General features: G+C 53.2%; 10 protein-coding genes. All 10 read left to right on the top strand.

What is annotated here, in order from left to right:
* Positions 1–3 precede the first annotated feature (3 nt).
* The 10 genes from rnc to HYD27_RS05520 all read left to right on the top strand — a co-directional run bounded on the left by rnc (position 4) and on the right by HYD27_RS05520 (position 13314).
* The gene (gene rnc, locus HYD27_RS05565; protein WP_219212377.1) at positions 4–708 is read left to right on the top strand and encodes a ribonuclease III; all 705 of its coding nucleotides are present in this window, start codon (positions 4–6) and stop codon (positions 706–708) included.
* A gap of 594 nt (positions 709–1302) precedes the next feature.
* Positions 1303–4872, top strand: coding sequence for a chromosome segregation protein SMC (smc, locus tag HYD27_RS05560; RefSeq protein ID WP_219212374.1), 3570 nt, complete (start codon positions 1303–1305; stop codon positions 4870–4872).
* 147 nt (positions 4873–5019) lie between these two features.
* Entirely contained in the window at positions 5020–6018 is a 999-nt protein-coding gene (gene ftsY / locus HYD27_RS05555) for a signal recognition particle-docking protein FtsY (protein ID WP_219212372.1), read from the top strand.
* A 1153-nt stretch (positions 6019–7171) separates the two neighbouring features.
* On the top strand, positions 7172–8635 hold the full coding sequence (locus tag HYD27_RS05550) for a circularly permuted type 2 ATP-grasp protein (protein WP_219212370.1): 1464 nt from the start codon (positions 7172–7174) through the stop codon (positions 8633–8635).
* A 70-nt stretch (positions 8636–8705) separates the two neighbouring features.
* Positions 8706–9659 (top strand): alpha-E domain-containing protein, encoded by a 954-nt coding sequence (locus HYD27_RS05545; RefSeq protein WP_219212368.1) that lies wholly within the window; start codon positions 8706–8708, stop codon positions 9657–9659.
* Entirely contained in the window at positions 9656–10522 is an 867-nt protein-coding gene (locus HYD27_RS05540; RefSeq protein WP_219212366.1) for a transglutaminase family protein, read from the top strand. Before HYD27_RS05545 ends, HYD27_RS05540 begins: the two co-directional genes overlap by 4 nt.
* Before the next feature lie 241 nt (positions 10523–10763).
* On the top strand, positions 10764–11573 hold the full coding sequence (locus HYD27_RS05535; protein WP_219212364.1) for an SDR family oxidoreductase: 810 nt from the start codon (positions 10764–10766) through the stop codon (positions 11571–11573).
* Positions 11574–11757: 184 nt separating this feature from the next.
* Complete coding sequence (locus HYD27_RS05530) at positions 11758–12453, top strand: Rossmann-fold NAD(P)-binding domain-containing protein (RefSeq protein WP_219212362.1); 696 nt, start codon at positions 11758–11760, stop codon at positions 12451–12453.
* Between the two features lie 50 nt (positions 12454–12503).
* Positions 12504–12791, top strand: a complete 288-nt coding sequence (locus tag HYD27_RS05525; RefSeq protein WP_219212360.1) for a GIY-YIG nuclease family protein — start codon at positions 12504–12506, stop codon at positions 12789–12791.
* Positions 12792–12918: 127 nt separating this feature from the next.
* Positions 12919–13314 (top strand): DnaJ family domain-containing protein, encoded by a 396-nt coding sequence (locus HYD27_RS05520; protein WP_219212358.1) that lies wholly within the window; start codon positions 12919–12921, stop codon positions 13312–13314.
* The last annotated feature ends 129 nt before the right edge of the window (positions 13315–13443 follow it).

Below are 13443 nucleotides of genomic sequence, written 5' to 3'. Positions count from 1 at the left end.
GCAGTGAAAGGAGACCTGAAGCAGTTACAAAGCCAACTTCAAATCCAATTTCACGATGCTGCACTTCTGAAGCAGGCCTTTACCCATGCATCCTATGTGAATGAACACCGGTTCAATCAGCACCAGGACAACGAACGTCTGGAGTTTCTGGGCGATGCGGTTCTGGAGCTGACGGTGTCTGAATATTTGTACAACCTGCTTCCGGACAGGCCTGAAGGCGAATTGACCAAGCTGCGGGCGGCCATTGTGTGCGAGCCTTCCTTGGTCAGATTCGCGGAGAGTCTGGGTTTTGGACGCTATGTACTGTTGGGTAAAGGGGAAGAACTTACGGGCGGCAGAACCCGCCCGGCCTTGCTGGCCGATGTGTTCGAATCCTTCGTGGGAGCGCTTTACCTGGACCAAGGGCTGGAAACGGCACGCCGGTTTTTGGATAATCACGTATTCCCGCTGGTGGAGACGGACGGCAAGCTGCAAATGCAGATGAGCGATTTCAAGACGGAGCTTCAGGAGCTGATTCAGCATCACGGAATGGGTACGCTGGAATACCGGATTATTGAAGAACGCGGTCCGGCGCATGAACGGGAATTCGTCTCTGAGGTCTATATGGCCGGCCGGTCACTTGGCAGCGGCAGCGGACGCTCCAAGAAGGAAGCGGAGCAGCAGGCAGCGGCAGCGGCACTTTTGGAACTGAAGGAAGATGGCGCTTAGGCGCCGTACTGCACAATATTTTGATGTTCAGTTGAACCTTTTGAAATGGTCTTCAGAGACATGGCTCCACATAGTGGGGAAGTCTAGCGGAGGAGAGCAGCAATGGTCTGAATGCCGGCGTACGGGCGGGGGTCAGACCTTTGCTGCTCTTTTTCGGGATATTAGGCTAACGGCTTCACGGCATCCGGAATCCTTCAAATTTCCGCTAAATCATCTCGATTTCGAAAGGACGGCGAAGCGCTTTTTGCCTGAAAGATAAGAATTTATCTGTTTTGGGGTCCCCGCAAAGTACCTGAGTAAACATCGGAGCCAAGGCCCCACTACCCTGGAAATAACTTTACGGATGAGGATAAGCGCTCAAAGGCCGCAAGAAATTAAACACAACAAAATCCACCCCAATTTCCATCCTCTGTGGTGCCGCGTCAGCGGCATGGATGGCTTTGTGTGGGTATTTGGGGGACAGGAGTGATTGCCTGCAGGGTGTTCATTTTTATATTTCCCGCTGAAAAAAAGAATGGCGGAACCGTTTCTGTTTGGGGCTATTTTAGGCGCTGAAACGCTATGGTATAATGGGGCAGAGGTGAATAAGAGGGTATGTTTTTGAAACGGATTGAATTAGCTGGCTTTAAATCGTTTGCCGACAAAACGGAAATGGAATTTGTGCGCGGAATTACAGCCGTAGTAGGTCCCAACGGCAGCGGCAAAAGCAATATTTCCGACGGCATCCGCTGGGTGCTTGGTGAACAAAGCGCCAAAAGCTTGCGCGGCGGCAAGATGGAGGACATTATCTTTGCCGGGAGCGATGCGCGCAAAGCGGTGAACTACGGGGAAGTGTCCCTGACGCTGGATAATGAGGATCACGTGCTGCCTCTGGATTTCAGCGAGGTGACCGTAACGCGCCGTGTGCACCGCAGCGGAGAAAGTGAATACCTGATCAATAAGCAGGCTTGCCGTCTGAAGGATATCACAGAGCTGTTCATGGATACCGGCGTCGGGCGCGAGGCTTATTCGATTATTGGACAAGGCCGGATTGAAGAGATACTCAGTACTAGGTCCGAGGATCGCCGCGGCATATTTGAAGAGGCCTCAGGTATTGTTAAATATAAATCGCGCAAAAGAGATGCGGGACGCAAGCTGGATGAAACCGAGCAGAATCTGCTGCGCATTCATGATTTGATCAGTGAGCTGGAGGATCAGGTGGGACCGCTTAAGGATCAATCCGAGAAGGCAATCCGGTACAAGGAACTGCGCGAGCAGCTCAAGCAACTGGAAATCTCAGTGTATGTCCATCAGATCGAAGGTATACATACCGCCTGGAAGGAAGGCAATGACCGCCTGGAAGTGCTGCGTAACGAACAGCTTCAGCTGTCTACAGTGGTTTCCGCCCATGATGCCAAGCTCGAAAGCGGACGTGCCGAGCTGCGGACTCTGGAGGAAGAGGTAGAGAAGCTGCAGGAACAGCTGCTGCGTTATAGCGAAGCCAATGAGAAAAGCGAAGGCTATGGCGAGCTGCTTAAGGAACGCAGGCGGAATCTGGAGAACAACCGGGAGCAGCTGATGGCAACGCTGGGCTCTGTAGGCGAGCGTTCCGCCGACCGGCAGCGCGAGCTTGCAGAGCTGGAGCGCAAGCTGCAAGAGTCCCGGCAGTCTCTTGAGGAGCTGCGGAAGCAGCTGGCGGACGAGGAGTCCAGGCTGGAAGGCGTCGCCGTGGGCATTAGCCAGAGCAAGGAAGAGAGGCTGAAGAGTGCTCTTCTGGAGCTGATGAACCTGATGGCACAGGCCCGGAACGAAATTCGCTATGCCGACCAGCAGAAGGAGAGCCTGGAGCGCAGAATGAGCCGCAGCGAGGAAGAAAGCGGCAAATGGACGGCCAGGCTGGAGGAATTGACTTCGGCCCAAAGCGGGCTGAAGAATACGATTGCCGCATTGGGCAAAGAAATCGGCGCACTGCGCAATGCTTACATCAACGAGAGCGAGCAGACCAGCAAACGCCAGAAGCTGCTGGAGGAGACACAGGGGGGCTTACGCAAATGGGAGCAAAAGCGTGAAGCCCAGGTTTCCCGGCATGACACGATGAAGGAAATGCAGGATGATTTCGACGGCTTCATGCTTGGTGTCAAGGAGGTGCTGAAGGGTGCGCGCAAAGGTCAGCTTCAAGGTGTAAATGGTGCGGTTGCCGAGCTGATCTCGGTTCCCGAGAAGCTGGAAATGGCTGTAGAGACCGCGCTGGGGGCTTCGCTCCAGCATGTCGTTATGGATAACGAAGCGGTGTCCCGGCAAGCGATTGCTTTTCTGAAGCAGCGCCAGCTGGGCCGGGCGACCTTTCTGCCGCTGGATGTTATCCGGCCCCGGCAGATTGGCGGAAGCGACCGTGCAATGGTTGAAGGTGCGGACGGGTTTGTCGGGATCGGTGCGGAACTGGTTGGTTTCGAGGATAAATACGCAAGTATAATTGGAAGCCTGCTGGGCAATGTGGTGATTGCCGAGAGTCTGGAGCAGGCCAACCGCATCGCGGCCAAATGCCAATACCGCTATAGGGTAGTGACTCTGGAAGGCGACGTAGTCAATGCGGGCGGTTCCATGACCGGGGGCAGCCAGCACAAGAAGAACAACAGCCTGTTGAGCCGCAAACGCCAGCTGGACCAGCTATCCGGCGAGATTGAAGAGAGCGAGCGGCAAATTGCGAAGCTGAGGCAGGGCATCGGCCGCTTGCGGGAAGAACAGGAGAAGGCATCGCGTAAGCTGGAAGAGCTGCGTCATGACGGTGATGAGAAACGCCTGGAGGAGCAGCGTGTCTCCGGCGATCTGAAGCAGCTGGAGCAGGAGCTGCGCCATGTGCAGGAGCAGGTAGAGGGTGCCGGGGCCGAGCGCAGCGGCTTCGAGAGCGAGGCGCGTGCCCTGGATGAGAGCCGCAAGCAGGCGACCGCTGAGCTTGAGCGGCTGGAGAAGGAAGAGAAGGATGCCCATGAGGCGATCAGGAATGCTGAATCCGCACGCAAGGCGAATGAATCCGCTAAGGAAGAGCTGCAGAGCAAGCTGACCGGGATGAAGGTGACCGAGGGCAAGCTGGACCAGGAGATTTTTTCCCTGGAGGAGCAGCTGCGGCGCATGAGACAGGATGCGGGCTCGCAGGATAAAGAGCTGCGCCAGAGCCGCAGCCTGCTGATTACCATTGAGCAGGATCTGGAGGAAAATGCGAAGGAAGCCGTCAAGCAGAAGGAAGACCTGAACAGCTACCGCCTGAAGAAAGATGAGACCGCGGCCAAGCTTGATTTGGCGCGTGCCGACCGCGCCGCATTGACGCGCAAGCTGGAGCTTGCCGAAGGCGAGACCAAGGATCAGCGCCAGGCTCTGAAATCAGTCGATGACAAGCTGCATTCAACCGAGGTGGCTGTGGGGCGTCTGGATGTTGAGCTGGATAATATTTTGCGCAAGCTGAGCGACGATTATGAGCTGAGCTATGAACTGGCGAAGCAGCGCTATCCTGTTCCTGAGGATGTGCCTGCGGCCCAGGCAGAGGTGCAGCGGCTCAAACGCAGCATTTCTTCGCTGGGCGAGGTGAACCTGGGAGCAATTGAGGAGTATCAGCGCGTGCATGAGCGTTATACCTTTCTCAGCAGCCAAAAGGATGACCTGGTGGAAGCCAAAACGACGCTGTACCATGTCATTCATGAGATGGAAGAAGAGATGTCCAAACGCTTCAAGCAGACCTTTGACGCGATCCGCCATGAATTCGGCACCGTGTTCTCGAAGCTGTTCGGCGGCGGCCGGGCGGACCTTATGCTGCTGGACCCTGAGCATATGCTGGATACGGGAATTGATATTGTCGCCCAGCCTCCCGGTAAAAAACTGCAAAACCTGCAGCTGTTATCCGGAGGAGAGCGTGCGCTGACCGCGATGGCGCTGCTGTTCGCCATCCTTCAGGTCAAGCCGGTTCCGTTCTGCGTACTGGATGAGGTTGAAGCCGCATTGGATGAAGCCAATGTCGTGCGCTTTGCGCAGTATCTGCGCGAGTTCTCCGAGCAGACGCAGTTTATTGTGGTCACCCACCGCAAGGGAACCATGGAGGAGGCGGATGTGCTCTATGGTGTCACAATGGAGGAAGGCGGAGTATCCAAGCTCGTCTCCGTTAAGCTGGAGGATGAAGAAGCGGAGATTGCATAGGTTCGCTGTGCTTGCGAAGCCAGTTTTGAACGAAGCTGATCACAGAAGGCCTATGCTCCCAAAACTAAGCAAATGCTTCCGAAGTGAGTTTTGTACGCAAAGATTATTCAAGGAAGCAACGCTCCCCAAACTTTTAGGAGGAACAATATGAGCTTTTTCCGGAAATTAAAAGAAAGCATCTCCGGTAAAACGGAGAACGTAACGAAACAGTTCCGCGACGGTCTGGAGAAGACCCGCAAAGGGTTCGTAGAGAAGGTCTCCGACCTGATCATCCGCCGCAAAAAGATAGATGATGAGTTCTATGAGGAATTGGAAGAGATTCTGATCGGCGCCGATGTCGGCGTGAATACCGTAATGACGCTGGTGGAGGATTTGAGAACCGAAGTGAAACAGCAGCGCATCGAGAATGCGGCCGAGCTTCAGCCGATTTTGTCACAGAAGCTGATGGAGCTGCTGCGCGGCGATGATGACAACAGTCTGCGGGAAAATCCGGACGGGATCACGGTCATTCTGTTTGTTGGCGTAAACGGCGTGGGCAAGACAACTACCATCGGCAAGCTGGCGCACCGTTATAAGCAAGAGGGCAAAAAGGTTCTGCTGGCAGCGGGGGATACCTTCCGTGCCGGAGCCATTGAGCAGCTTGAGGTATGGGGCCAGCGTGCCGGTGTTGATGTCATTAAGCAGCAGGCGGGCTCAGATCCGGCAGCGGTAATGTTCGATGCCGTCCAGGCTGCCAAGCAGCGGAACGCGGATATATTAATCTGCGACACCGCAGGCAGACTGCAGAATAAGAGCAATCTCATGGAAGAGCTTAACAAAATCTTCCGCGTGATCCAGCGCGAGATTCCCAGTGCGCCGCATGAGGTGCTGATGGTGCTGGATGCCACCACCGGCCAGAATGCATTGACTCAAGCCAAGCTTTTTGGAGAAAAAAGCGGGGTTACCGGTCTGGTACTGACCAAGCTGGACGGTACGGCCAAGGGCGGAATTGTCGTTGCAATCCGGCAGGAAATGAACCTGCCGGTGAAGCTGGTGGGCCTGGGCGAGAAAATGGAAGATTTGCAGCCGTTTGATTCCACCCAGTTCGTCCACGCCCTTTTCGCCGGCATGATTGACGAGGAAGAGCCGTACGAAGAGCAGGAATAACCAACCTGCCTGTCTGTAACTATGGGTGTCCGGTGCCAGGAGCAGCCGTGCTTTTATTATAAAAGCAGCGGCTGCTCTTTTTTAAAATATAGAATTTATATGCTTTGCATATTCAATTATCCTTCTATTTCCCGCTGAAACACTCCGTCTCAGATAAGGACGGCGTAGCCGTTTCTGCTTAAAAAGATAAGAATTTATCCTGGATTTCGAAAGTGAGTGAATTGAACCCATCCGGATAGGACAAGGGATAACCCCTCTTTTTCCTTCACCCATTGGGTGCAAGCTGTTTGTAGCAAGACATCTCTTCGTGTAGAGCTTTATAGATGATTTGTGGATACTTACTTTCGAAATTCAGGTTTATATGAATTGAACTGAAAACCTGGAAAAGCTGATGGAACACAACGGAGAGATTCATGGGGAACGGAAGCGAAGTGGAAAAAGTAACACTAATGGGCTGGAATTCTGGCATTAACGGGCTTTAGTGGGATTTTGTACACTTAATAGAGGCCCGCTCCCCCCATCCGGCTGAATTCAGCCGGATTAGTTGTACTTTTTCCCACTAGGGATGATCCGGAATCCGAATGCGCTACCTTAGTTATCCTTTTTCCCACTAAAATGGCTGCCCTTTGGATGAAGGGTTCAAGTTCATCATAATGTAGGCGTATTCCTCTGCAAGGGAGAGAAACGGATCGGTTAGGGTTCCTTTTTCCCGCTAACGCAAGTGAAAAAGCGGCCGGGGGAATATGAAGAGACCTTATCCGCTTGGCTTCCCGCCTGGCTTCAGCAGCCGGCCTTACATCTGAAATGCTAACAGCTGCGCTGCCCGGCCAAGGACGGCGCAGCTGTTTCCACCTATATTAAAAAATCAACATATGAAAAATTCATAATAGTACTGCTTGTCAGTGTTCCCGCATACAATTCTATGTATTCTTCCTATTTATGCCCCCGCAAAGCACTTCCGTGAGAAAGGAAGCGATTCCACGCCTGCTTAATGATTCATAAACTCCATTTTGCTGTTATATATATTGACATGAATATTAGCATTTACGTATTATGAATGTATCATTTAATATTTTCGTGCTTAATTTCTAAAATGTAAGCTAATTTGTAAGCAAACTTTACACATTATATTGATCCGAAAGGAGTCGGGCTCATGTCCAAACTAGATCCTCTGCCCGGGCTGTCTCCGTATCCGCTGCAGCATTTTTACGATGAAATGTATGCCGATGAGCGGAGCATCCGGCCGCATTACAAACATGTCAACCGCATGTTTTCCGGGATGAGCCCCGAAGAGCTGCTGGGCAAGCAGAATCTCATGCAGCGCCGGATGATGGAAGAGGGAATTACGTTTACGCTGTACAATCCGGCACAGGATCATCCTATGGAGCGTACGATTCCCTTTGATATGATTCCGCGAATTATCCCCAAAGGGGAATGGGAGAGGCTTGAAGCCGGCATTGTTCAGCGGATAACGGCTTTGAATCTGTTCATTCATGATATCTATCATGAGCAGTACATTGTCAAAGACGGTATCGTGCCGCGCCGGATGATCATCTCCAACTGCTACTTCCGTCCGGAGATGTCCGGCCTAAGAGTACCCGGCGGCGCTTATGTTACTACCTCGGGGATAGACCTGATCCGTCATCGCGACGGGGAATATTATGTGCTTGAAGACAATTTGCGGACCCCTTCAGGGTTTTCCTACCTATTTAAAGGCAGATCCCTGATGAACCAGCTGTTTCCCGAATTGTCCTTTGCCAGCTCCATAAGGGATGTGGACCACAGCCTGAACCGGTTTTTGTCCGTGCTGCGCAGTCTTTCCCCGTCACGGACAAAAGACCCGGTCATTGCGCTGCTGACCCCGGGAGAATACAACTCTGCATACTACGAGCATGCTTTTCTTGCCCAGCAAATGGGAATACATTTAGTAGAAGGCCGCGATTTGGTTGCCCAGGACCACAAGATATATTTGAAGGAAATGAACGGATTGCGGCGTGTGGATGTGCTGTACCGGAGGCTTGATGATGACTTCATAGATCCGCTGGCGTTTCAGCCGAACTCGCTTCTGGGAGTTGCCGGATTGATGAATGCCTACCGGGCAGGGAATATTGCCATCGCGAATGCGCCGGGAACCGGCGTTGCCGACGACAAAGCGATGTACGTGTATGTTCCGGATATGATCCGTTATTATCTGAACGAGGAGCCGATTCTGGGGAATGTGCCGACCTATCTGCTGGCCCGGGCGCAGGAACGCCAGTATGTGCTGGATAATCTGTCCGGGATGGTGGTGAAGGAGACTTCGCTGTCCGGCGGATACGGCATGCTGATTGGCAGTGAGGCAACCAAGGACGAGCTGGCGGATTTCCGGCTCAAAATCCTTGCTGATCCGGCCCGTTATATCGCCCAGCCGATTATGTCGCTGTCGAGGGCTCCGGTGCTCTCCGGGGGAAGCATGACCCCGCGCCATATTGACCTGCGGGCCTTTGTGCTGATGGGCGCGGACCGCAAGCCGCATGTCATTCCCGGGGGCCTGACCCGTGTCGCCATGAAGGAAGGCTCGCTGGTGGTCAATTCATCCCAGGGCGGGGGCGTGAAGGATACATGGGTCATGGCATAAGCGCATACAGCATATCGCTTCAAAATTAACAAAGTGCGGCATCAATACATGAAACGAAGGGGTGGCTACGATGCTGAATCGCAACGCGGAAGCTTTGTTTTGGATTGGCCGGTACATTGAACGGGCGGAGAATCACGCACGGCTTATCGATGTTCATTATCATATTCAGCAGGAAGAGGATTTTCAGGCGGAAGGACACAAGTGGTCAAGGCTGATTGATGCCCTTGGTGTCAGAAATGAATATCAACAGCAATTTGACAGCTTTTGCGAGCAGGATGTTTTGTCGTTTATCACCCTGGACCTTGGCAATTCCAATTCATTATTCTCGTGTGTACATCAGGCCAGAAATAACCTTCGTACCCTGCGGCAGCATCTTCCAAGCGAGCTGTGGGATATAGTGAACAGCTTCAACCTGTGGCTTGGAGAACAGTCGGTGGCGGATATAATGAGCGGACCCCATCAGTTCTACCAGCATGTCAAAGAGCGTGCGGCGATGTTCCTTGGAGCGGAGCAGTCTGTAATGCTGAGGGCCAACGAATGGCGGTTTATTGAGAGCGGACGATTCCTGGAGCGTGCAGAGAATACGACCCGGATTCTTCAGGCAGTTACGGTATCCTGCAAGTCCAAGGAGGTCAATGCGATTTACACCCAGCTTCAGGCGGTGCTCAAGTCAGTGAGCGGGTATCAGGCCTTCCGGCGGTATTACGCCGATGCGATGTCGCCGGAGAGCATTCTGGAGTTCCTGATTGTCAATGCGTATTTTCCGCGTTCGATCCGCTTCTCATTCCACAAGCTGGAGGAGCATTTAGCCAAGCTGGAGCTGGATTCCTCCGAGAAGGGCTCCGGTCACGAGCGGGTAATCCGCCAAGCCGGGAAGATCAAGGCCGAGCTGGATTATATGGAAAAGGAAGAGATGTCGGGTGATCTGGTGGAGGATGTATTGAAGTCCTTAATGCTTTCCTGCCAGAAGCTGGGCAAAACAATGGAAGGCGCCTTTTTTCGCCGTGAAGGAGTTTCCGTATGAAAATTCAGATCAATCATACGACCACATACAGCTATCCGGAGCCGGTTACGGACAGTGTCAATGAAATCCGGCTTACGCCGCGGACCAATTACCGGCAATCCTGCTATCATCATGAGATAGAGGTGTCTCCGCCGGCGAATTTGCTCACCTATGAGGATTTTTTCGGCAACCGGGTACATGCATATTCAGTTAATAAGCCGCACACGGAAATGGTGATTCACACCAAGGCGACTGTGGTTACACTCGATAAGGCACAGGGCTGGGATCTGCCGCGTATCCCGCTGGAGGAGCAGGTGAAGCTGCTGAACGATGAGAAATTCCAGAACCGCTATGTGGAGTTTATTCTGCCCACACGTTATACCGAAGTGACGCCCGAGCTTGTGGAGTTTGCTTCGCAGCACCCTTTTGATGAAGCAGAGGATATGTACGAATGGACCAAAAAGCTGTCTTCGACGATCTATGAGCAGTTTACGTATGATCCTGAAGCCACCAGTGTCAACACGACCGTCAAAAAAGCGCTGAAGCTCAAACGCGGCGTGTGTCAGGATTATGCCCATCTGATGATTGCCGTCTGCCGAAGTGTCGGCCTGCCGTCCAGGTATGTCAGCGGCTATCATTTTGTCGGCGACCTTCAGGGGGGCAATGCCAATTTCGAGCAGGCTTCGCATGCCTGGGTGGAGACGCATATTCCCGGCACAGGCTGGCTGGGTTTTGATCCTACGAATAATGTTGAAGTGAACTGGCGGTACATCAAGCTGGGCCACGGCAGGGATTACAAGGACATTGTACCTGTAAAAGGAGTCTACCGCGGAGTGGGCGGCAAGCTGACGGTGAAGGTGGATGTCCGGCAGCTGGAGAATTGAAGGAACGAAGCGGAGGTCACACTGCAGTGGGCCTCTTTTTATTTCCGGCTGTGATTCTTCAGCCTAAGCAGTGGGCTGTACGGGGCCTGGCACACAGGCTGGCGGATATTTCACAAGCTGGTTTGTGCACGTTGCATGAAGTTTGTGCAAATTTTGCATAAATTGATTATAATCAAGGCCTGTTTGGGTAATCTTGAAACAGAGCCACTTAAGTTGGACGAATTGGAAGGGGAGTGTACATATGAGCCCGAATATAGCGAAAAAGCAGCGTTTCGTCGGCAAAACAGCCATAATTACAGGAGCGGGCTCCGGAATCGGCAGAGCGACCGCGATTCAAATGGCCCGTGAAGGCGCAAATGTCGCCTTGTTTGATCTGGTAAATGAACGTACCTCCGTCCTGGAGCAGAAGCTGAACAAGCTGCGCAAGAACTGCGCGTTAGCCATTGATGTGGATACCTCGGATGCCGGACGGATGGAGGAGGCTGTACGCAGAACAATAGAGCATTTCGGCGGGCTGGACATTGTTTTTGCCAATGCGGGGATCAACGGTGCAGTAGGGCCGATTGAGGAACTGAGTGTAAGTGATTGGGAGCGTACGATGTCTGTGAATCTGACCGGCACTTTCCTGACGCTGAAATACAGCATCCCCCATCTCAAGGAAAGAGGCAAAGGCAGCATTATCATCACCAGCTCCATCAACGGCAACAGCCGGTTCGCCAGCTTTGGCTGGTCGCCGTACAGTACAACCAAGGCGGGGCAGGTTGCTTTTGCCAAGATGGCGGCTCTGGAGCTGGCGAAGTTCAAAATCCGCGTCAACGTCATCTGTCCCGGAGCCATCTCCACCAACATCGATGAGAGCACGGAATTCAATGAGGAGGTAGATACGATTGTAATCCCCATTGAGTTCCCCGAAGGTGCACAACCGCTTGCGGACGGACCGGGCAAACCGGAAAATGTGGCCGATCTGGTATCCTTTCTTGCCTCGGATGAATCCATCCATATTACGGGAGCACAAATTGTAATTGACGGCGCAGAATCGCTGCTATCGTAAAAAAAGAATTCTGGAGGATGTCCGCATCCCTGAATGAATGCAGCCTTATCCGATGGTCCTGGGGATCGGGGATAAGGCTTTTTGGCGCAACGCGGCGGGGACGGAGAAAGGCGCCGGTTGTATATTGGGCTGCGTATGGTAATATTTCTGGGTAGGGAAGCAGAGAAACAGAAGGGGGAATAACATGTCTGCCAAGCAGGAAGCGGCAAATGTGAAGATTCGTACGATAATTACGGGGGCAACCGGCATGGTGGGGGAAGGTGTGCTGCATGAGTGCCTCCTGAATCCAACTGTGGAAGAGGTGCTCGCCATTAACCGCAAGCCTTGCGGCATTGTTCATCCGAAGCTGACAGAAATCATCCATGAGAATTTCTTTGCGCTTTCAGACCTTGGGGAGCGGTTGGCAGGCTATAATGCCTGTTTCTTCTGCCTTGGGGTGTCTTCAGCCGGGATGAAGGAAGAGACCTACTACCGGCTGACGCATGATCTTACTCTGCATGCAGCGGAACTGCTGGCGCAATGGAACCCGGACATGGTGTTCTGTTATGTTACCGCAGCGGGGACAGACCGCACAGAACAGGGACGCAGCATGTGGGCAAGAGTCAAAGGGAAGACCGAAAACGATCTGCTGAAGCTGCCCTTCCGTAAAACCTATTTTATCCGTCCCGCCTTCATCCGTCCCACCCCGGGCTCGAAGCGTACGCATAAATATTATTATGCTATCGGGTGGCTATATCCTCTTCTGCGTCCGCTCTTTCCGCAATACATGATCTCGCTCCCGGAAATTGGCCAGGCTATGATCGAGCTTGTGAACAAGGACTATCCCGGTGATATTCTGGAAAGCTGTGATATTGCAGCGATTGTCCAAAAAATCAATTAAGGCAGCTCCCGTTAAGAGGCTGCGGATTTCATCAACAGCATCGAGCAGCCGTGGCAGAACCGCAGGGCAGCAGCCAGAACCCGGACGGCGTCTGGAACAAGCATAAATTCATGCTGGATATCGGCAATCATGACAACAAGGCGCTTCAGGCGGATTGGAGGGAGCATGGGGAGGAGGCGTTTGCTTTTGAGATTCTGGAGCGGATCAGGCCCGAGGAGGATTTTGTGGCGGAGGTATCGGAGCCGGCCAAATACCGCAAGCTGCTTCCGGAGCTGGAGAGCAAGTGGCTGGAACGGCTGTTGCCTTACGGGGAACGCGGTTATCTCAAGCAGAAGTGAGCCGGCCTGCCTTATGAATGCATGATTTCCCTCATCACCTGTGCTAAAATATAGGAAAAACGGCCATGCGCCGCCGGGCTGACCTGCTGTGGACAGGCAGTTTTCCTGGAGAGGGGGGATCGTTGGCATGGCGATATTATCTTGGCTGGCGGAGCAGCGGATTCAGGAAGCTATGCGAAACGGAGAATTCGAGAAGCTGCCGGGACATGGCAAGCCACTGGAGCTGGAGGATTTGTCCGCAGTTTCCGAGGAGCTGCGCATGTCCTTCAAAATCATGAAGAACGCCGGACTGCTGCCGGAAGAAGTCACGCTGCGTGCGGAGTGTGTAACACTGGAGCAGCTGGTGGCGGCTTGCCACAGCAGCGGGACTGCCGCAGAGGGTGAGCGGAAAGAGCTTGAAGCCGGTCTCACCCTGAAAAGACTCCGGCTGCAGGAGCTTATGCGGCAGCGCGGGTTGGAGAACAGCAGCGCCTTCTCCGACTACGGAGACAGGATTCAGGCGCAGCTCACCCGCGAATCATAAGGAGGAGAGCCGCCCGGACGGCAGGCCGGGGGCTCTCTTTGTGTGCGCATTGAACGCGTGACAGCTGACTGCAATCTCTGCAGTTAAACGGATGTGCGAACCTGATTTTCAGCGGCAGATAAATCCAAA

The organism is Paenibacillus sp. S150 (assembly GCF_019352175.1).
Classification (GTDB): Bacteria; Bacillota; Bacilli; order Paenibacillales; family Paenibacillaceae; genus Paenibacillus_AQ.
The sequence above is the reverse complement of the archived record's forward strand: the minus strand, read 5'-3'. Positions and strand labels throughout refer to the sequence as shown.